The sequence below is a fragment of the Saccharopolyspora rosea genome, assembly GCF_025643595.1.
GTDB lineage: Bacteria > Actinomycetota > Actinomycetes > Mycobacteriales > Pseudonocardiaceae > Saccharopolyspora > Saccharopolyspora rosea.
On the sequence record NZ_CP102826.1, the window covers coordinates 2,764,835 to 2,784,902 of the forward strand.

General features: G+C 72.7%; 19 protein-coding genes. 7 read left to right on the forward strand and 12 right to left on the reverse strand.

What is annotated here, in order from left to right:
• Positions 1-12: 12 nt before the first annotated feature.
• Positions 13-1,209, forward strand: coding sequence for an amidohydrolase family protein (locus NV263_RS12830; protein ID WP_263253292.1), 1,197 nt, complete (start codon positions 13-15; stop codon positions 1,207-1,209).
• A 48-nt stretch (positions 1,210-1,257) separates the two neighbouring features.
• On the opposite strand, the gene NV263_RS12835 is transcribed toward NV263_RS12830, so the two are convergent.
• On the reverse strand, positions 1,258-1,644 hold the full coding sequence (locus tag NV263_RS12835) for a hypothetical protein (protein ID WP_263253293.1): 387 nt from the start codon (positions 1,642-1,644) through the stop codon (positions 1,258-1,260).
• Positions 1,645-2,026: 382 nt separating this feature from the next.
• Here NV263_RS12835 and NV263_RS12840 point away from each other — a divergent pair, with 382 nt between their 5' ends.
• Positions 2,027-2,599, forward strand: coding sequence for a GNAT family N-acetyltransferase (locus NV263_RS12840; protein WP_263253294.1), 573 nt, complete (start codon positions 2,027-2,029; stop codon positions 2,597-2,599).
• Positions 2,600-2,838: 239 nt separating this feature from the next.
• Here the strand turns inward: NV263_RS12840 and efeB are convergent, their stop codons facing one another.
• Both efeB and efeU read right to left on the reverse strand, forming a co-directional pair.
• Positions 2,839-4,065 (reverse strand): iron uptake transporter deferrochelatase/peroxidase subunit, encoded by a 1,227-nt coding sequence (efeB, locus tag NV263_RS12845; RefSeq protein ID WP_263253295.1) that lies wholly within the window; start codon positions 4,063-4,065, stop codon positions 2,839-2,841.
• Between the two features lie 22 nt (positions 4,066-4,087).
• Positions 4,088-6,154, reverse strand: coding sequence for an iron uptake transporter permease EfeU (gene efeU, locus NV263_RS12850; protein WP_263253296.1), 2,067 nt, complete (start codon positions 6,152-6,154; stop codon positions 4,088-4,090).
• Between the two features lie 200 nt (positions 6,155-6,354).
• On the opposite strand from efeU, the gene NV263_RS12855 reads away from it, so the two are divergent.
• Together NV263_RS12855 and NV263_RS12860 are read left to right on the forward strand one after the other, a co-directional pair.
• The gene (locus NV263_RS12855) at positions 6,355-7,221 is read left to right on the forward strand and encodes an SDR family oxidoreductase (protein WP_263253297.1); all 867 of its coding nucleotides are present in this window, start codon (positions 6,355-6,357) and stop codon (positions 7,219-7,221) included.
• A 120-nt stretch (positions 7,222-7,341) separates the two neighbouring features.
• Positions 7,342-7,824 (forward strand): hypothetical protein, encoded by a 483-nt coding sequence (locus tag NV263_RS12860; RefSeq protein ID WP_263253299.1) that lies wholly within the window; start codon positions 7,342-7,344, stop codon positions 7,822-7,824.
• 49 nt (positions 7,825-7,873) lie between these two features.
• On the opposite strand, the gene NV263_RS12865 is transcribed toward NV263_RS12860, so the two are convergent.
• From NV263_RS12865 to NV263_RS12890, 7 genes are all read right to left on the reverse strand, one after another.
• Positions 7,874-9,841, reverse strand: a complete 1,968-nt coding sequence (locus NV263_RS12865) for an FAD-binding and (Fe-S)-binding domain-containing protein (RefSeq protein ID WP_317630433.1) — start codon at positions 9,839-9,841, stop codon at positions 7,874-7,876.
• 15 nt (positions 9,842-9,856) lie between these two features.
• Positions 9,857-10,867: an FAD-binding oxidoreductase gene (locus NV263_RS30580; RefSeq protein ID WP_317630419.1), complete on the reverse strand. Its 1,011-nt coding sequence runs from the start codon at positions 10,865-10,867 to the stop codon at positions 9,857-9,859.
• Positions 10,824-11,495: an enolase C-terminal domain-like protein gene (locus NV263_RS12870; RefSeq protein WP_263254174.1), complete on the reverse strand. Its 672-nt coding sequence runs from the start codon at positions 11,493-11,495 to the stop codon at positions 10,824-10,826. The genes NV263_RS30580 and NV263_RS12870 overlap by 44 nt, the downstream gene beginning before the upstream one ends.
• Entirely contained in the window at positions 11,492-12,967 is a 1,476-nt protein-coding gene (locus NV263_RS12875) for an acyl-CoA synthetase (protein WP_317630420.1), read from the reverse strand. The genes NV263_RS12870 and NV263_RS12875 overlap by 4 nt, the downstream gene beginning before the upstream one ends.
• Complete coding sequence (locus NV263_RS12880; RefSeq protein ID WP_263253300.1) at positions 12,964-13,794, reverse strand: p-hydroxycinnamoyl CoA hydratase/lyase; 831 nt, start codon at positions 13,792-13,794, stop codon at positions 12,964-12,966. Before NV263_RS12880 ends, NV263_RS12875 begins: the two co-directional genes overlap by 4 nt.
• Before the next feature lie 171 nt (positions 13,795-13,965).
• Positions 13,966-14,463: a nucleoside deaminase gene (locus NV263_RS12885; RefSeq protein WP_263253301.1), complete on the reverse strand. Its 498-nt coding sequence runs from the start codon at positions 14,461-14,463 to the stop codon at positions 13,966-13,968.
• The gene (locus NV263_RS12890; RefSeq protein WP_263253303.1) at positions 14,460-14,972 is read right to left on the reverse strand and encodes a nucleoside deaminase; all 513 of its coding nucleotides are present in this window, start codon (positions 14,970-14,972) and stop codon (positions 14,460-14,462) included. The genes NV263_RS12885 and NV263_RS12890 overlap by 4 nt, the downstream gene beginning before the upstream one ends.
• Positions 14,973-15,070: 98 nt before the next feature.
• Between NV263_RS12890 and cynR the strand changes: the two genes are divergently transcribed.
• Positions 15,071-15,979 carry a transcriptional regulator CynR gene (gene cynR, locus NV263_RS12895; RefSeq protein WP_263253304.1) on the forward strand — a complete coding sequence of 303 codons (909 nt, stop codon included), beginning with the start codon at positions 15,071-15,073 and terminating at the stop codon, positions 15,977-15,979.
• Positions 15,980-16,013: 34 nt separating this feature from the next.
• On the opposite strand, the gene NV263_RS12900 is transcribed toward cynR, so the two are convergent.
• Positions 16,014-16,478, reverse strand: a complete 465-nt coding sequence (locus NV263_RS12900; RefSeq protein ID WP_263253306.1) for a MarR family winged helix-turn-helix transcriptional regulator — start codon at positions 16,476-16,478, stop codon at positions 16,014-16,016.
• Between the two features lie 346 nt (positions 16,479-16,824).
• Here NV263_RS12900 and NV263_RS12905 point away from each other — a divergent pair, with 346 nt between their 5' ends.
• Entirely contained in the window at positions 16,825-18,264 is a 1,440-nt protein-coding gene (locus NV263_RS12905; protein WP_263253307.1) for an MFS transporter, read from the forward strand.
• Positions 18,265-18,343: 79 nt separating this feature from the next.
• Here NV263_RS12905 and NV263_RS12910 read toward each other — a convergent pair whose 3' ends face one another.
• Positions 18,344-18,865 (reverse strand): winged helix-turn-helix domain-containing protein, encoded by a 522-nt coding sequence (locus NV263_RS12910; RefSeq protein ID WP_263253309.1) that lies wholly within the window; start codon positions 18,863-18,865, stop codon positions 18,344-18,346.
• 291 nt (positions 18,866-19,156) lie between these two features.
• On the opposite strand from NV263_RS12910, the gene NV263_RS12915 reads away from it, so the two are divergent.
• Positions 19,157-20,065, forward strand: coding sequence for a dihydrodipicolinate synthase family protein (locus tag NV263_RS12915; RefSeq protein ID WP_263253310.1), 909 nt, complete (start codon positions 19,157-19,159; stop codon positions 20,063-20,065).
• The last annotated feature ends 3 nt before the right edge of the window (positions 20,066-20,068 follow it).

Consider the following 20,068-nt stretch of genomic DNA (forward strand, 5'->3'; position numbering starts at 1 on the left):
CGAGGAGTCACCGTGCAGCACGTCATCACAGCGGGGAAGATCCTGCTCGGGCCCGTCGGGGAGATCGTCTCCGACGGCGCCGTGCTCGTCGAGGACGACAGGATCATCGCGGTCGGGCCTCGCGAAGCCGTCGGACGCCGGGCGGACGAGCACGCCGAGCGGCACGACTTCCCGCACCACACCGTGCTGCCGGGCCTGATCGACTGCCACGTCCACCTCGCGCTGGACACCAGCGACGCGGTGGTGGACCACCTGCTGGACACCGACGACACCGATCTGCTGCTCGGCATGGCGGGACGGGCCCAGCTGGCCCTGCGCGCCGGGGTCACCACGGTGCGCGACCTGGGCGACCGCAGCGGTCTGGCGGTCCGCGTCCGCGACGCCATCGCACGCGGTGACCTGGCCGGCCCGCGCGTGGTGTGCTCGGGCCCGCCGCTGACCCTCCCGCGCGGCCACTGCTGGTTCTTCGGCGGGGAAGTCGACGGCCCGGACGAGATCCGCCGCCGGATCGCGCGCAACGCCGAACTCGGCGTCGACCTGATCAAGGTGATGGCCTCCGGCGGGCAGATCACCCCCAACTCGCCGCCGTCGTGGCAGTCGCAGTTCAGCACCGACGAGCTCAAACTCGTCGTCGCCGAAGCCGACCGGCACGGCCTGGCCGTGGCCGCCCACGCGCACGGCACCGAGGCCATCGCCTCGGCCGCCGAGGCCGGTGTGACCACCATCGAGCACTGCACCTGGCAGCGCGCCGGCGGCGAGGGGTTCGATCGGCGCGACGACGTCGCCCGGCTGATGGCCGAGCGCGGCATCTTCGCCTGCGTGGCCTGCCCGCCGACCTGGCGCGAGCTCATGGAGCGCTTCGGGCCGGAACGGGCCGCGCAGATCGGGATCCGCATCCGGTGGCTCGACGAACTCGGCGTCCCGCTGATCGCGGGGACCGACGCCGGGCTGCGCACCTTCTACTTCGACGACTTCGTCCGCGCGCTGGAGCTGTACGCGCACCTCGGTTTCGCGCCCGACCGCATCATCGAGATGGCCACCACGACCGCGGCCAGGGCCCTCGGCCTCGCCGACACGACCGGCCGGATCGGCCCGGGCCACAGCGCCGATCTCCTCGTCGTCGACGGCGATCCGCTCGCCGACCTCGGCGATCTGCGCAACCTGCGCCTGGTGTTCGCCCGCGGAACCGCCCACCAGCCGGCACCGTAGCCCCGAGGACCGGAGCGCCCCGGAGTTCCTCCCCGCGCCGTTCCGCCGTCAGGGGCCGATGCGCAGCTTTCCCCGCAGCGGTCTGATGTCGTACTGCTGCAGAACCGCGGGCGGCCCGCCGACGAGGTTGTGGTAGTCGTCGATGAGCACGGCGGCTCCGGTCACGTCCGACTCGGCGTCGGCGCGGTCCTCGTTCACCTGCGGCAGCAGCACGCTCAGCGTGGTCCGCACCCCGGCGCGGGAGCTGACGAGCAGCACGACCTGCAGCATCTGGCCGTCGCCGTCGAGGTCCGCCCGCGTGATCCGGTCGGCGTCGAAGGTCGCGCCGTCTTCGAGGGACCAGAAGTTCTGCCCCCGCACGAACAGCGTCCCGGTGGCGCCGTCGTAGGTCACTTCGACGTCCGGGCCGCTGAGCTGGAAGTTCGCCTTGGTCATCCGGTACCACCCCTGACCGCTGCTCGATGCTCGTCGGATGCCGCCACGCCGCGCGGCCGGCCCCGGGGTCGAGAATGGTCCGCCACCGCGGTCGGCTCCCACAGTCTTTCGGCCCGGTCCAGCGGGAAACGCTTCCCGGCGGAGTGACCGGTCGTCTCCGGTTGCCGGTCCGGCGCGGCTGCGCGGTTTCCGGGTGGTGGAACGTCTCCTGTGGACGTGCACGGGGAGCTCGCCCGAGCGCGGCCCGGTCAGTTCTCGCACCCCCGGACCGGTACGCCTGGACGGCGAACCTCCCGTCCCGCCGGGGCCGAGCGCCCACCCCGGACACCCGGGGGCTGGGCCCGGCGCTCTGGTTTACTGGGGTCGAAGGGGAGTGAAAGCCATGGCCGGTACCGGAACGGCCAGCGAACCGATCGACGTGGTCCCGATGCGCATGGCGCACCTGGAAGGCGTGCTGGGCTTGGGTTTCCAGCTGTTCGACGTCTCCAAGATGCCCTACACCTCCTGGTCGTTGTCGAGCGTGGCGGGGCACCTCGACGCCCAGCCGGGGGCGTGCTGGGTCGCCGAGCGGAACGGCGAGGTGCTGGGCTTCGTGCTCGGCTCGATGTCCTTCGACGAGCGGGAGGACTGGGGCTACCTGGAGTGGATCGGCCTGGCGCCGAGCGTCCAGGGGCGCGGCGTGGCCAGCCGGCTGGTCGAGGCGTGCTGCCAGGCCCTGTTCGAAGCGGGCGCGGCCCGCATCATCACCGACGTCGAACAGGGCAATGAGGCGTCCGCGCGGATGATGCGGCGCAACGGCTTCGGCGAGGGCGTGACCGTGACCCTGTTCGCCCGCCCCCGGCCGGACGACTTCGGGCGGGGCCGGACCAGCCACGTCCGCAGCCGCCCGTACGACCCGGCCCGCGCCCGCCTGCGCACGGTCGCCCGCACCACCGGCCCGCAGGCCGAACAGTGACGGGGGCTACATGAGTCGGGGCTCCCGCAGCCGATGTGACAGTGGCGCGCAGCGCCTCCGTGGGGGGTGGTGGTCGGGTGACGGGCGGGCCGCTGTGGGCATACATCAGGAGGGGCTCCCGGAGCCGAGACGGCCGCTGAGGTTCCGCTACCGGCGCCGCCTCGCAAAACGAGTTCGAAGACAGGCTCTGAGGTTCCGCCACCGGCACCGCCACGCACAACGAGTCCAAAGACAGGCTTTCAGGCCAGCAGCGCGCGCCCGTACCAGTCGTGCTCGTCGCGCACGCCGGGCAGGGCGAAGAAGTAGCCGCCGCCGAACGGCTGGATGTAGTCGACCAGCGGTTCGTTGATCAACCGGGTCTGCACCGCCTCGAACTGGCGCTCCACGTCCTGCTGGAAGCAGACGAACACCAGCCCGCAGGCCATGTTGCCGTTCGGGTCGACGCCGTTGTCGTAGTTGTAGGGGCGGCGCAGGATGCGGCTCGGCTCGCTCTGCGCGGTGCGCGGGTTGGCCAGCCGGATGTGCGAGTCCAGCGGGATGACGTCGCCGTGCGGGTCGCGGCTGTAGTCCGGGGTGTCGAACTCCTGGGAACCGTCCAGCGGCGCACCGGAATCGCGGCGGCGACCGAACATCCGCTCCTGCTCGCGGATCGACACGCGGTCCCAGAACTCGATCAGCATCCTGATCAGCCGCACGACGTGGTAGGAGCCGCCGACCGCCCAGGCCGGTTCGCCGGAGCCCGGCGGCACCCACACCACCTGGTCCGCGTCGGACTTGGGCGGCTGCGCGGTGCCGTCCTTGAACCCGAGCAGGTTGCGCGGCGTGCCGGAGGGGCGCGGTGGCGAGACGAACCCGTCCATCCGGTAGCGCAGCTGCATGCCGCCCCGGGTGTGCCGGGTGAGGTCGCGCAGCGCGTGGTGCACGGTGTCCGGGTTGTGCGCGCAGACCTGCAGCAGCAGGTCGCCGTGGCACCACGCGGGTTCGAGTGCGTCGTTGGGGAAGGTGCGCATCGGGACGAGCTTGGCGGGCCGCCGGTCGGCCAGCCCGAACCGGTCGTCGAACAGGCCGGGCCCGACCGACAGCGTCACGGTCAGCCCGTCGGCGGGGACCTGCGGCCCCAGCACCTCGCTGTCCGACGGGGGCGTGCCGACCCCGAGGTCGGGCGGGGTGCCGCCGGCGGTGAGCAGCCGGGCCCGCTCGGTCAGCGTGCGGAACAGGTCGACCAGCTCGGCGTGGTTCGCCGCGGTGACGTCGAAGGCCGCGTGGGTGGAGAAGCGCTGCTGCGGGGTGAGGATGCCCGCCTGGTGCGCGCCGTGGAACGGCACCGAGGCGGGGCCGGTGTCCGCGGCCGGGGCGATGGCCTGGTGGTCCGCCTGGGCGCCGCCGACCAGCACCCCGCCGGTCACGGCGGTGCCGACCGTTCCGGCGAGAGCGCCCTTGAGCAGGTTGCGTCGGTTCATGTCCATGTCGGGGAAGACCGTCCTCGGGTCAGTGGGCGGGCGGTTCGAGCAGCGTGGGGACGTCGGCGAGGGTTTCCAGCACCGCGCCGGTGGCCGAGTCGACGCGTTCCCGCGCGGTCGTCGGCGCCTCGGTCAGGCTCTGCCAGTGGTCCCCGGTGCGGGTGGCCAGCAGCGCCCGTTCCAGGTCGTCGAGCTGCCGCCGCGCGGTGGGCAGCAGATCCGGGCGGCGTGCGTCGAGCAGTGGCGCCAGCTGGTCGAGGACCTGGCGGGTGACCTGCACGTCGGCGAGGGTTTCCGGGTAGGTCGCCCCGGCGCCCTGGTCGGTGGCCCCGGTGAGGTGGTCGCGCAGCGCGTCTTCCAGGATCTCGTGGGCCCGCTTCGGCAGGTCGACGGGGTCGATGGTGACCGAGGGCAGCTGCGCCCGGAGCGTGGCGACGTCGGCCCCGAGCCGGTCCGCGACCGGCAGCAGCTGGGTCGCGCTCTGCCCGTGCCACAGGCCGTGTTCGAGCCGGTGCAAGCCGGTGAAGCCGGGGTCGTCCACCCCCGCCGGAAGTCCCTGCGGCTTGCCGCCGATGGCGTCGCCGAACGGGTCGAAGCTGCCGTAGGCGGCGCCGACCCGTTCCCAGGTCAGCTGCGCGGGCAGCCAGTCGCGCCGGGCGGCGTCCAGCCGCCCCGCCGCCAGGTCCGCGCGCAGCGTCGCGACCTGGTCCGCCAGTTGCCCGAGCACGCCCTCGACGTAGGCGTCGTAGGCGTCCCGGGGCGGTTCCAGCTGCTCGGCGGACACCGGCGTGACCGGCGGCGGACCGGCCGTCGCGGGACCACCGTCGACGTGCACCGTGGGCGAGGAGGTGGTGGGCAGTCCGGAGATCAGGCAGCGCCAGGTGTAGTCGCCGCCACCGAGGGTGATCGGGATCGACTGCTCGGTGCCGGGCCCGAGCGTCTCGATCTCGGCGACGATGCCCTGCGCCCGGACCAGGTTGATCTCGGCCGGGTGGCCGGACTTGTTGACGACCGTGTAGGTCTGCGCGCCGCCCTGCGCCTTCGTCCAGCCCGCGCCGCAGCCCGAGGCGGTGACCTCGATCCGCTGCGCGGCGGCGGCCTGGCGCCCCGGGGCGAACGCGATCAGCGCGATGGCCGCGACGGGCGGCACGACCAGCACCGCGGCCACCCCGACCGCGATCAGCCGCCGGCGGGCCGGACCCGGCGGGACGGGTTCCGCGGGGGTCTCGGCCTGTTCCGGGGCCGCCGGGGCCGGTGCGGGGGCGCGGCGGGCGCGCAGGAACACCCCGAGCACGGTGCCCAGGTAGCCGACGTAGGCGACGACCTGCAACCACGTCATCCGCGGCGACAGCTCCGTGATGCCGGTGACGATCGTGGCCCACCACGACGACGGGTCGATCCGGGTGGTCAGGTCGAAGGCCACCCAGGTGCGCCCGGGCAGCAGTCCGGCGTCCTGCAGGTCGCCGAGGCCGTAGGAGAGCACCCCGGCGGCGATGACGATCAGCAGCACGGCGGTGCGGTCGAAGAACACGCCCAGCCGGATGCGCACCGCGCTGCGGTACAGCGCCACGCACAACCCGACCGCGACGGCGATGCCGACCGCGGCGCCCACGAGCGGGGCGACCGTCTCACCGGACGCCTGCGCCGCGGTCCACAGGAACAGCGCGGTCTCCAGCCCCTCCCGGCCGATGGCCAGGAACGCGGTCATCGCCACCGCGGCGGAGCTGACGCGCAGCGCGTCGGCGACCTTCTCGCGCAGCTCCCCGGACAGCGAGCGCGCGGCGCGGCGCATCCAGAAGATCATGCCGGTGACCAGCACGACCGCGATCACGCTGAGCACCCCACCCAGCAACTCCTGCCCGGTGGTGGGCAGCACCGACCGGTAGAAGGTCAGCACCGCGCCGAAGCTGAGCGCCAGCGTCGAGGCGGCGGCCACTCCGAGCCACACCGGCCGCGTCGAGCCACCGCCCTCGGACCGGCGCACGGCCGCGAGCAGGATGCTCACGACCAGCCCGCCCTCCAGGCCCTCGCGCAGCCCGACGAGCAGGTTCGGGAGGGCGTCCGCCCACATCGGCATCTCCAAGGTCAGCCTCACCGCAATTAAGTGAGGCTAAGTTAAGCGGTACACCCGGATGGTGCAACGCCCTGAGTCACGCGCCACAGGTGATCGCCCGGCGATGCCGGACTCGACGGAGGAAAACGGTGTTCCGGGTCGAACCGGGCATCGCGTCGGGTTACCGGGCGAACACCCTCGGGTAGGCCGTGGGCGCGACAACTCGCCGGAAGGGCACGGCCATGACGGACCTCCCCACGACGGCGCCCGGGCAGCAGCAGGAGCCGCCGGGCACCACCGAGCCGATGCGACCGCGTCCGCACGACGAGATGGCCGACTACGTCGGAGCCGGGCACCTCGCCGGGAAGAAGGCGCTGATCACCGGCGGGGACTCCGGGATCGGCCGGGCGGTGGCGGTCGCCTTCGCCAAGGAGGGCGCCTCGGTCGCGGTGGCCTACCTGGACCCCAGCGAGGACGCCGACGCCGAGCACACCGCCTCGCTGGTGCGCGCCGAGGGACGGGAGTGCCACCTGTTCCGCGGCGACCTGGCCGACGAGGACTTCTGCGACCGGCTGGTGGACGAGGCCGCCCGCCACCTCGGCGGCCTGGACGTGCTGGTCAACCACGCCGGGACGCAGGCGCCGCAGGACGACCTCGCGGCGATCGGCACCGCGCAGTTCGACCGCACGTTCAAGGTCAACGTCTACGCGCCGTTCTGGCTGTGCAGGGCGGCGCTGCGGCACCTCGGAGCGGGTGCGGCGATCATCAACACCGGCTCGGTGAACGGCCTGCGCGGCAACGCCGGCCTGATGGACTACTCGGCCAGCAAGGGCGCGGTGCACGTCCTCACCCAGTCCCTGGCGCAGTCGCTGGCGCCGCGCGGGATCCGGGTCAACTGCGTGGCTCCCGGTCCGGTGTGGACACCGCTGATCCCGGCCACCTTCGGCGAGGAGAAGGTCGAGGGCTTCGGCACCCAGACGCCGATGGGACGCATGGGCCATCCCGACGAGATCGCGCCGTCCTACGTGTTCTTCGCGTCCGAGCGGCTGTCCAGCTACTACACGGGTGAGGTGCTCGCCCCCGTCGGCGGCGAGACGCACCCCGGCTGACGGGGCTCTTCGAACCGTTCCCGATCGCCGTTTCCAGTGGGAAAACGGTGGAATACCGCGCGCGGAGGAGTTTTCTCCTCTCTTCGCACGAGAACACCGGTGCGAAGCGGGAAACTCGTGATGACGCGGCATTTCACTGGTTCACGAAAGCGTGTGATTTTCCGTCGGGACCCGCGGTTCGTGGGCTGCTGGGCGCTTATCTTCGGGTCCGATGCCAATGAATCTGGGGGCGTCGGAAAAACGGGGATCTCGGGGGATTGCGGCCTCGTTCGGGCATCGATCTCCAGTGGCTTCCAGACCCATCTGCCGAAGGGGGACCAATTGTTCGACATGACTGAGCCGCTCAGCGCCGCAGAGCTCGACGGCGAGTGCGTGGAGTTCCTGCCCGCCCGCACCGTCATGACGTGCTTCCCGCTGCACCACCCCGACGTGATCGTCGGTGGTTCGGGCGGCAACGGTGGCGGCGCCGGCGGCGGCAACGGTGGTGGCGCCGGCGGTGCCGGTGGCGTTGGCGGCGACGGTGGCGAAGGCGGCAACGGCGTCGGCGGCAACGGCCACGGCGGCAACGGCATCGGTGGTCCCGGCGGGCCGTTCTTCGGATGAACCACCCCGACGGCGGGTCCGCCGAGGACGGCGGACCCGCCGATCGCGTCTAGAAGTCCATAGTGGACCGAATTGCGCGGGCGACGGCGAACCCGGCGGCGGCCAGCCCGGCCGCGGCGGTCGCGGTCGCCGCTCCGGTGGCGGTGCGGCCGGGCGGCGCGGGACGTTCCACCCGGGTGTCGCCGTCGAGCGCCGAGGCGAGCAGTTCCGCCAGGTGCACGGGGACGTGCCCGGTCCCGGCCTGCTCGATCTGGGTCCGGCAGCTGAACCCGTCGGCGAGGACGGCGGTGCCGGACTCGGTCTCGCGCAACGCCGGGAGCAGCGCGTGTTCCGCGCAGGCCACGGACACGTCGTAGTGCCCGCGCTCGAAGCCGAAGTTCCCGGCCAACCCGCAGCACCCGGCGTCCAGCACGTCGACGTCCACATCGGACTCCCGCAGCAGTGCCCGGTCCGCGCCGAAACCGAGCACCGCGTGCTGGTGGCAGTGCACCTGGGCGACCGCCCGGCGGCCGCCCGCAGCGGGCGCCCAGTCCGGGGCGCGCTCGCGGAGGAGTTCCGCCAGCGTGCGGGTCTGCCTGGCGAGCCGGTGCGCGTCCTCGTCGCCGTGCAGCAGCTCGGGCAGATCGGATCGGAACACCGCCGCACAACTGGGTTCCAGCACGACGACCGGAGTGCCCGCGCGCAGCTGCCCGCGCAGGATGCCGAGCGTGCGGTGCAGGACGTGCTCGGCGGTGTCCAACTGCCCGGTGGAGATCCACGTCAGCCCGCAGCACCCGGTGCGCTCCGGGACCTGCACGGTGAACCCGGCCGCCTCCAGGACCCTGGTGGCCGCGCGGGCGATCCCCGGTTGCAGGTTGTTGGTGAAGGTGTCCGGCCACAGCAGCACCGGGCCCCGCGCACCGTCCCCGGCCGGTTCCCGCCGCGCGAACCAGTCGACGAACCGGTGCGGGGCGAACAGCGGCAGCTCGCGCTGCGGCGCCACCCCGGCCAGCCGTTTCAGGACCGGCGATAGCAGCGGCGCGCGGGCGAAGGCGTTCACCGCGCCCGGCGCGAACGACGCCAGCCGCGCCCACAGCGGCAACCAGCCCATCGAGTAGTGCGCGGCGGGACGCAGCCGACCGGCGTAGTGGTGGGACAGGAACTCCGCCTTGTACGTCGCCATGTCCACGTTCACCGGGCAGTCGCTCTTGCACCCCTTGCACGCCAGGCACAGATCGAGGGCGTCGCGCACCTCGGTCGACCGCCACCCGTCGGTGATCACCTCGCCCTGCAGCATCTCGTAGAGCAGCCGGGCCCGTCCGCGCGTGGAGTGCTCCTCCTCGCCGGTGGCCCGGTAGCTCGGGCACATCACCCCGCCCGAGTGCGCCCGGCACTTGCCGACGCCCACGCAGCGGCCCACCGCCTCGCTGAACCGGTGCCCGTCGTGCGCGTAGGCGAAGTGCGTCACCGGTTCCACCGGCCGGTACGCCGCACCGCCGCGCAGGTTCTCGTCCAGCCGGTGGGGGTGGACGACCTTTCCCGGGTTCATCCGGTCGTGCTCGTCGAACAACGCCTTGAACTCCTCGAAGGCGGTGACGATCCGGTCGCCGAACATGATCGGCAGCAGCTCGCCGCGCGCCTGGCCGTCGCCGTGCTCCCCGGACAGCGACCCGCCGTAGGAGGACACCAGCCGGGCGGCCTGCTCGACGAAGCTCCGGAACTTGCCGATGCCCTCGGCGCTGCGCAGGTCGAACGGGATCCGGGTGTGCACGCAGCCCTGTCCGAAGTGGCCGTACAGCGAGGCCGAGCCGTAGTCGAACCGCTCCAGCAGATCGCGGAAATCGCGCAGGTAGTCACCGAGCCGTTCGGGCGCGACGGCCGCGTCCTCCCAGCCCTCGTGCGTCTCGCGGCTGTCCGGTGTGAACGCGGTCGCGCTCAGCCCCGCCTCGCGCGCCTTCCACAGCTCGTCCTCGTGGGCGGGATCGTCGAGCACCGCCACGCTGGCGTCCTCGACCCGGCGGCGCAGGTCGGTGGTCAGCCGCTCCGCCTTTTCCTACACAGTGGACTGATCGGCGGCGGCGAACTGCACCATGAGCCACCCGCGCCCGGCGGGCAGCCGTTCCACGGCGTTGCGCGCGAGGTTCTCGATGCGCTCCAGACCGACCAGGCGGTCGTCGAGCCCCTCCAGCGCCACCGGGTCGTGCCGGGCCACCTCGGGCACGTCGTCGGCCGCCCGCGCGATGTCGGGGTAGCCCAGCACGACCAGCGACCGGGCTGGCTGCACCGGTACCAGCCGGATCTCGGCGCGCAGCACGGTCACCAGCGTGCTCTCGCTGCCGACCAGCGCCTTGGCCACGTCGAAACCCTGCTCCGGCAGCAGCGCGTCGAGGTTGTAGCCCGACACCCGGCGCAGGATCCGGGGGAACGCGCGGCGGATGTCGGCCAGGTAGCGGTCCCGCAGGTCGCGCATCCCCCGGTACAGCGCCGCCTTGCGACCGCCCTCGGCGAGGATCCGCTCGTACTCGGCGTCGTCGATCGGGCCGACCCAGGTGCGCAGGCCGTCGTAGGTCAGGATCTCCAGGCGCACCACCGAGTCCGACATCTTCCCGTACGCCTGAGCGGTGGCCCCGCACGAGTTGTTGCCGAGCATGCCGCCGATCGTGCAGGTCTCGTGCGTGGACGGCTTCTGCCCGACCATCAACCCGTGCTCGGCCAGCCGCTCGTTGAGCGGGTCGAGCGCGATCCCCGGTTCCACCAGGGCGGTGCGCTGCTCGGTGTCCACCGACAGCAGGTGGTGGCAGTACTTCGACCAGTCGAGCACGATCCCTTCGTTGCAGCACTGCCCGGCCAGGCTGGTGCCGCCGCCGCGCGAGTGCAGCGGCACGTCGAACTCCCGGCACACCGCGACCGCCTCGACCGCGTCGTCGACCGAGGCGGGCACCACGACGCCCCGGGGCACCTGCCGGTAGTTCGAGGCGTCCGTCGAGTAGGCGGCCCGGCTCCCGGGGTCGAAGCGCACCTCACCGCGCACCCGGTCGCGAAGCCGTTCGGCGAGCTGGTCCATCCGCACCTCCCTGCGCGTCGACGCGGAACGGTTCGACATCGGGCCACCGCACCCGCAGTCCCAGCCCCGGCCAATCCGGGTCGCACCGCAGCCTGCCGCGCCGGACCTCGGTCACGCCGTCGAACGCCCGGTGCTCGATCCGCACGTGGTCGTGGAAGTACTCGGCGTGGCGCAGCCGCCGCACGCCGCGGAAGGCGTGCGCCGTCACGGCCGGGGCGCAGTGCGCGGACACGTCGACGTGGTGCGCGGCAGCGGCTCCGGCGACCTCCAGCAGGCCGGTGATCCCGCCGCAGCGCGTCACGTCGGCCTGCAGGCAGCCCACCGCGCCGAGCAGCTCGGTGAAGTCGCGCAGCACGAATCCGTACTCGCCGGCCGCGATCTCCAGCCCGGCGGGGCCGCGGTCGCGCACCAGCCGCAGCCCGTCCGGATCGGCGGAGCTGACCGATTCCTCGAACCGCTCCACGCCCCACTCGTCACAGAACCGGTGCGCCCAGCTCAGCGCCTGCTTGCGGCTCGACCCGGGGCCCTGTCGCCGATTCGTCCACAGTGGACTCGGATATGCCTCCTCCCCGGATGCGGTGGCCGTTCCCGGCCTACCCCGATCCGTACCGGGGGCAAACGCGGTCAGCCCTCCTGCTCGCGCAGGGCGCGCTTGTCGAGCTTGCCGGTCGGGTTGCGCGGCAGCGCGTCGGCGAACCGCACCGACTTGGGGACCTTGTACCCGGCGAGGCGTTCCCGGGCGAAGTCCAGCAGCTCGCGCTCGGTCACGCCCGGCCGGGCCACGACCACGGCCCTGCCGGTCTCGCCCCACACCGGGTCCGGAAGGCCGACGACGGCCGCGTCCACGACGCCGGGGTGCTCCCGCAGCACCGCCTCCACCTCGGCGGGGTAGACGTTTTCGCCGCCCGAGATGGACATGTCCTTGAGCCGGTCGACGACGCGGTAGTGCCCGTCGTCGTCCGCGGTCGCGACGTCCCCGGTGCGCAACCAGCCGTCGGCGGTGCGCGGGTCGGCGTCCGGGCGCTGCCAGTAGCCCCGGACCACGTTCGCGCCCCGCACCTGGAGTTCGCCGGGCGCGCCCGGCTCCGGTGGCTGGCCCTCGGGGGTCCGCAGCCGCACGTCGGTGAAGAAGGCGGGCGCGCCCGCCGATCCGACGCGCTCGTCACCCTGCGGTTGCAGCAGCACGCTCGGCGACGCCTCGGTCAGGCCGTAGCCCTGGCGGATCGCCAGTCCACGGGCGCGGTAGCGGCGGAGGAGGTCCGGTGGCACCGGCGCGCCGCCGCACAGCAGGAACCGCACGCTGCCGAGGTCGGCCTCGGCCCACCGCGCCGACCGGCTCAGCGCGTCGAACATCGTCGGCACGCCGAACAGGCACGTCACCCGGTGCCGCTCGACCAGGTCCAGGGTGCGGTCCGGGTCGAAGGACTCCTCCAGCAGCACGGCACCGCCCTTGAGCAACGTCGGCAGGCAGGTCATGCCCAGCGCCGCGGTGTGGAACAGCGGCGCGGACACCAGCGTGACCTCCTCGCTGGTGATGTCGACGTCGACGAGCACGTTGAGCGCGTTCCAGGTGAGGTTGCCGTGGGTGAGCATCGCGCCCTTGGGGCGGCCCGTGGTCCCCGAGGTGTAGAGGATCATCGCCAGGTCGTCGAGATCGACCGGTTCGTCCACCGGCTCACCGCCCGGCAGCCCGTCCAGTTCGGCCACGTCGACGGTCCGCAGCCCGCCGGTGGCCAGCGCGCGGGCGGACGCGGCGTGCCGGGGGTCGTGCACCAGCACCGCCGCGTCGGCGTCGCGCAGCGCGAAGGCCAGTTCGGCATCGGAGTGCCGGGTGTTCAGCGGGACGAACACCGCGCCCGCCAGTCCGGCGCCGAACAGCGTCGCCAGGAACCCGGGGTGGTTGGGGCCCAGGTAAGCCACTCGGTCGCCGCGTTCGACGCCTAGGTCGAGCAGCAACCGCGCGACCGCCTGGGCCCGCCCGGCCAGCTCGGCGTAGCTGCGGGTCCGGTCGCGGTGGACCACCGCCGCCGCGCCGGGTCTGCTCCGCGCCTGGCGCGCCGGCCACGAACCGATGCCGTGGTTGCGCATCGCGGCCCTCACCGCCGGTTGGCGTAGGCGCCGAGTCCCGGCCGGAAGGATTTCTCGTCGAGGAACTGGGAAAGTCCCTGCTGCTTGCCCTGCTCGGGGTCGTGCCCGGTCGCCGCGTCGAGCTTGGCGTACAGGTAGTCCTCGGCCTCGTCCCAGGAGAGCTGCCGCGCCTTCTTGAAGCCGACCTTGGCGGCGCGCAGCACGTGCGTGTTCATCCCGGCGAGCTTGGCCGCGACCTCGACGGTGCGCTCCCGCAGCCGCTCGGCGGGCACCGCCTCGTTCACCAGGCGCATCCGCGCCGCCTGCCGCCCGTCGAAGGTCTCGCCGGTCATGATGAACCACAGCGCGTCTCGGCTGGGCACGGTTTCGGCGAGCGCGCGGCTGACCAGGCCGCCGGGCGGGATGCCCCAGTTCACCTCGGACAGCCCGAACACCGCGTCCTCGGCGGCCAGCGCCAGATCGCAGCACACCAGCGGGGTGAACGCGCCGCCGAAGCACCAGCCGTTGACCATGGCGACGGTCGGCTTGGCGAAGTGGATCAGCCTGCGCCACTGCCACTCCGCGCTCTCCCGGCGCGCCCGGATCTCGACGTGGCGCGGCGCGTCGTCGACCTCGCGGAAGTACTCCTTGAGGTCCATGCCCGCCGACCACGCCTCGCCCCGCCCGGTCAGCACCACGACCCGCGCCCGGTCGTCGGCTTCCAGCTCCTCCAGGGCGAGGATCATCTCCCGGTTCAGCGTCGGGTTCATCGCGTTGCGCTTCTCGGGGCGGTCGAACCACAGCCACCCGATCCCCGCGTCGTCGACCTCCACCGCGACGGTCTCGTACTGCCCGGCCATGCTGGCGCACTCCCCTCCGGGCGGATCATCGCCCAGACGATCAGGTTTCCTGATAACAAGGTAGGGTGTGAGGTGGGTGGTGATCAAGATCTGATCCCGCACTTCGGAGAAGAACCGGAACAATCCACCGGAGGAGTGGGGTCGATCAGATCCGCGCGGACGGTTGGTTCATCAGGAATCCTTGCTCGTGTCGCCTCGCGTTCGGTGGAAGCGGCGGTGCAGGTCGCGCACCTCCTCGGCGAGTTCCGGCACCGGCCCCACGACCGGCAGGCCGGGGACGACGTCGGTGATCGGCAGCGCCCGGACGGGGGAGGCCGGGGCGCCCAGTTCGTCGAGCCAGGACGCCAGCTGCTCGGACGAGGTCGCGTACACGATCCGGCCCAGTCCGACCCAGCCGTGCGCGGCCGCGCACATCGGGCAGTGCTCACCGGAGGTGTACACGGTGCTCCGGGCGCGCTCGTCGGGGGCGAGGTGGTTCGCCGCCCACCGCGCCAGCTCGAACTCCGGATGCCGGGTGCGGTCGCCGGCGGCCACCCGGTTGCGGTCCTCGGCCAGCACGGTTCCGTCGGCGGCCACCAGCACCGAGCCGAACGGTTCGTCGCCGGCTTCGAGCGCCTCGGCGGCCAGCTCGACGCAGCGGCGCAGGTGGCGCAGCTCGGCCCCGGTCACCGCGGGGTGTCCCCGGAGGTCGGGGCACCGGCCACGCGGCGTTCGCCGCCGTTGCGCCGCTGCCACTCGCGGTAGACGTCCACGGCGGCCTCGCGCGGTTCGTGGCGCATCGGCAACCGACGTTCGGTGTGGTCCTTGGCGAACTCGCCGTAGAAGGTGTTGAGCTCGAAGTACTTGCGGTCGTCGACGTAGTGCGGTTCGTAGGCGTCCCGCGTGGTGAGGAAGACGACCTCGTCGGGGCTGCAGTAGTACAGCGCTCCCAGGCACATCGGGCAGGGGTGGGCGAGGACGTAGATCGTGCAGCCGGTCAGGTGCTCGGTGCCCAGCTCAGTGCACGCCTCGCGGATGGCGATGATCTCCGCGTGCGCGGTGGGATCGCTGGTCTGGGCGACCAGGTTGGGGCTCTCGGCGAGGACCTCGCCGTCCCGGACGATGACGGTCGCGAACGGGCGGCCGCCCTCCTCGACGTTGCGGCGTGCGAGGTCGATGGTGCGTTGCGCGAAGTCCACGGCTTACCTCCGGTCGGTGTCTCGGACGGCCTTCCCGCTCCATCCTCGCTGAGCGGGTGCTATAGGTCCAAGACGGGAAATCGATGGAACCGATCGGCATGGCCTATCGTGTGTGCGTGCTCCCGGAACTGCGCCACCTGCGATACCTGCTCGCCGTCGCCGAGCAGGCCAACTTCACCCGAGCCGCCGAGGAGCTGCACGTCTCCCAGCCGACGCTGTCGCAGCAGATCAAACAGCTGGAGAAGTCGCTGGGCGTGCGGCTGCTGGACCGGACGGGCCGTTCCGTGCGCCTCACCGACGCCGGTGCGACCTACCTGCACTACGCGCGCGCCGCCCTCCGGGACCTGGCCGCGGGCCACCGCGCGGTGCTGGAGGTCCACGACCTGACCCGCGGCCACCTGCGCCTGGCGATGACGCCGACGTTCACCACGTACCTGATCGGGCCGCTCGCCGGGGAATTCCACGAACGCCACCCGGGGATCACCCTGGACGTTCGGGAGATGACCCAGGACCGCATCGAGAAGGCCCTGCTGGCCGACGAGTTCGACCTCGGCATCGGGTTCGCGGACCGGCACCTGCCGGGCATCGCGAGCACCGAGCTGTTCGCCGAGTCGCTCAGCCTCGTCGTCGGCCCCGGCCACCCGTACGCGGGCCGGTCCCGGCCGCTGTCGGCCGGGGAGGTGACGTACCAGCGGTTGGCGCTGCTCAGCGCGGATTTCGCCACCCGCGACCACATCGACGCCTACTTCGCCGAACACCGGATGCGGACCGACATCGCGGTGGAGGCCGACTCCATCACCGCGCTGACCGAGGTCGTGCGCCGCACCACCCTGGCCACGGTGCTGCCCGACGCGATCACCCGCGACCACCCCGACCTGCACCCGGTGCGGCTGGCCCCGGGGCTGCCGACGCGCACCGCCTGCCTCCTGCACCGCGAGAGCGCCTACCGGAGCGCGGCGGCGCGGGCCTTCGAGCGCCTGGCGCGCGACGTCGAACTGTCCACTTAGGATTTACTCGGGTTTGCGGTGCCCGCCGGTGCTCTCAGCGGTCCGGGGCGCGCTCCGCCAGCGCTGCCAGGGCGTCGTACCCCCGCGCCAGGCATTCGCGGAACACCACCTGTTCGCCGTGGTGCATCGCCGCGAGCATCCGCTCCTCCAGCGCGTCCACGGCGGGCGCGCACGCCCGCACCGCCTCCCGGCCCGCCTCGGTCAGGCTGATCAGCAGCACCCGCCGGTTCTCCGCGTCGCGGCGCCGCTGCACCAGACCCCTGTCCTGCAACCACGACACCACGTCGTGCATGCTCTGCGGGGTCACGAAGGACCGTCGCGCCAGCTGCGCCGACGACAGCTCGCCACTGCGCTCCAACACCGTCAGGGCGGTGTACTGCACGGTGGTCAACCCGTGCTCCCGCAGCGCAGCGTCCATCAACGACCGCGCCACCAATTCCAGCCGCTTCACCAGGTACAACGTCAGCGGCTCGCCCGAGCGACCCTCGCTGCTGTCCACTCCCGCTCCCAGTCCGAGGACGGAAAATCCATCAGGGAACCTTAGTGGTTGTCTTCGAAGCTGCTCCCGGGAAGGGCGTGGTAAGCGGCGCGAGCCGCTTTCTCTTTCGGTGAGTGGTCTCCTCCGGCAGGGTTCGGCGCCGTTCGGGATCGGTCAAGATCGCGAGCCGGGAACTCCTGCCGCGTCCGGACCGTTGGATGCCGGGCGGCCTGGACCGCGTCCGTCCGCCCCCCTTCCTGACCGAACTTCGCAGGAAGGTGGTTTTCGACGTGTTCGTCTCTTCCGTTCCCTTGTCCCCGCCGTCGGGGCGCGCCCGGCGCCGACGCGCACCGCTGGGCCGAACGCGATGACGGTCACCGGGCGGGTGAAGGCGATGTCCCCGGAGTCGATGTCGGGCCGCCGCCGGTGGGCGGCCCTGGTGGTGATGCTGCTCGCCGTGTTCATGGAGCTGCTGGACGGCTCGATCGTGAACGTGGCGATGCCGCACATCAGGCGGGGTTTAGGCATGTCCGACTCCGCCACCCAGTGGGTCGCGGTCGGCTACGTGCTGGCGCACGCGGTGCTGATCGTCACGGGTGGCCGTCTCGGCGACCTGGTCGGTCGACGCCGCGTGTTCCTCGCCGGGGTCGTCGGGTTCACCGCGGCCTCGGCGTGCTGCGGACTGGCCTGGGCGCCGTGGGTGCTGGTCGGGGCACGTCTGGGGCAGGGCGCGTCGGCGGCGGCGATGGTGCCGCAGGTCCTCGCGCTGCTGCAGGAGCTGTTCCCCGCCGAGCGGCGCGGCCGGCCCTTCGCGGTGTTCAGCGCGGTCAGCGGCGTGGCCACGGTCGCCGGACCGCTGGTCGGCGCGGTGCTGCTGGACGGCGATCCGCTGGGCCTGGGGTGGCGTGCGATCTTCTGGATCAACGTGCCGGTCGGCGTCGCGGTCGTGGGCGCGGCGGTGGTCCTGCTGCCGAGGTCGCCGGGTGCGTCGACCGGTCTGGACATCGGCGGAGTCGTCGTCGCGACCTCGGCGCTGCTGCTCCTGCTCCACCCGCTGACCGTCGGCCGGGACCTACACTGGCCACTGTGGACGTTCGTCGCGATGGCGGCGTCGCTGCCGGTCGGTGCGCTGTTCGTGCGCCTGCAACGCCGGATCCGGCGTCGGGGCGGCGTTCCGCTCGTCGCGCTCGATCTGTTCGGAGAGCGGACCTTCGCGGTCGGCCTGGTGCTCGCGTTCGTCCTGCACGCCTCGTTCAGCGGCCCGTTCTTCGTGCTGAGCATCTTCTTGCAATCCGGGCTCGGGTTCACGCCGCGGGCAACGGCGTTGGCGATCCTGCCGTGGACGGTCGGTGTTCCGCTCGGGGCCACCGCGGCGTCGGCCGCGCTCGTCCCGCGCTTCGGCCGCTGGACCCTGACAGCCGGGGCGGTGCTGATGACCGGCGGCTTCGCCGGACTCGCCGCGCTGGTCGCGGGCCTCGGCCCCGCCCTGCGGCCGTGGCACGGGCTCGCGGTGTTCGGATTCGCCGGGGTGGGCATGGGGCTGGTCGTGGCGCCGCTGCTGCAGTTCGCGCTCTCGCGCGTCCCGGTCGTCGATGCGGGGTCGGCCGCGGGCGTGTTCGCCTCGACCCAGCAGGTCGGGGCGGCGACGGGAATCGCCGCGGTGGGAACGCTCTTCTTCGCCGTGGCGGACGGTGCGCCGACACCCGCGGCCATGGCCGCGACCGCCGCGACCGCTGCGGTCCTCACGACCGCGGTCGGGGCGATGACGCCGCTCCTGCCGCGCACTCCGGAACCCGCGCGGGCCTGAGGACCGTCCGCGCCGGGCCGGTGGTGCCGACCCCGCGCGGACGGTCCGTTCGTCGTCGCGCAGGTCCGCGAAGCCGGTTTCAGTCCCGGCGCACGGCCACCAGGCCGGTGTCGTCGAGCCGGTAGCCGACACCGCGGACCGTCGTGATGACCTCCGCTCCGAGCTTGCGGCGCAACCGGCGCACGTGCACGTCGACGGTGCGGGTGGTGTCCAGCGCGTGCTCGAAACCCCAGACGGCGCGCAGCAGTTCGGCTCTGCTGTGGACGGTGTCCGGGTGGTCGCACAGGAACAGCAGGAACTCGTACTCGACCTTGGTCAGCGACACCGGGTTCCCGTCCAGCAGCACGCGGCGGGACGGGGCGTGCAGCACCACCCGGGGCGCGGGTTCCTGCGGGCGCGGCAGGCTGCGCAGGTGCGGGACGTGCGGGCGCGCCGGTTGCCCGCGGCGCACCTCAATGTTCGGCGCGCCGCCGGACAGCGACTGCAGGGTGCGCGCCAGCGACGTGGCGAGCGCGTCGACGTCGTCGCCCTGCACGACGACGCGGGCGACCAGCTCGATGGTCGTGGTTCGTTCGGTCTTGGGCAGCGGATCGGGTTCCACGCCAGGTTCCTTTCGCGGCTGGAGCGCGCGGGTGTCGGGAGCGCCCGCGCGGGCGGGGGAGGGGTCAACCGCGTGGACATGCCGCCGACGCCACCCACATCAGGTCGATGTGCTCGCGCTGGACGAGTTCGGTCGGCGTCATGGTGGAGATCGAACCGGGACCGGCACGGCGCGTCAACGCCGTCCACGTCGTGGAACGGGCCGGTCGTTGTGCGAGCCGCCGGGCATCGCCTATCGTCCAACTGACCGGACAACGTCCGAAATACCGAACGGTGCACCGGAGGAGTCGCGATGACCTTGACCGGCGTGGTCCCGGTGGTGCCCACGGTCTTCCACGACGACGAGAGCCTCGATGCGGCCGGAACCACCCGCGTCGTGGACTACCTCCTCGACGCCGGGGTCGACGGCCTGTGCGCGTTGGCCAACTACTCCGAGCAGTTCGCGCTCACCGACGACGAGCGCGACCTCCTCGCCCGCGCGGTCCTGGACCGCGTCGCCGGCCGCGTCCCGGTGATCGTGACCACCAGCCACTACAGCGCCCGGGTCACCGCCGAGCGCAGCCGCCGCGCCCAGGACATGGGGGCGGCCGCGGTGATGGTGATGCCACCGTTCTTCGGCGCGACGATGTCGGTGCCGGCCGACGACGTCATCGAGTACTACGCGACCGTCGCCGACGCGATCGACGTGCCGATCATGGTCCAGGACGCGCCGCTGTCGACCACGCCGCTACCGGTGGACATCCTCGTCCGCCTCGTGGACCGGGTGCCCCGGGTCCGCTACGCCAAGGTCGAGGTCCCTGGCGCTGCGGAGAAGCTGCGCGCGCTGGTCGCGGTGCTGGGCGAACGGCTCACGCCGTTCGATGGCGAGGAGTCGGTCACCCTGGTCCCGGACCTGGACGCCGGGGCGGTGGGCACCATGAGCAGCGCCCTGGTTCCCGCGGAACTCGGCCGCGTCGTGCGCCGCTACCGGGCCGGGGACCGCGAGGGCGCCGTCGCCGATTGGGAAGCGCTGCTGCCGCTGATCCACTTCGAGAACCGTCAGTGCGGCCTGCGCGCGCAGAAGGTGCTGCTGGTCGAGGGCGGCGTCATCGGGTCCGCCCGCACCCGGGCACCGCTGGCGCCGCTGTCCCCGGCGACCCGCGCCGGCCTGGTCGAACTCGCGCGCAAGCGCGACCTGTTCGTGCTGCGCTGGGCCGCTTGAGCC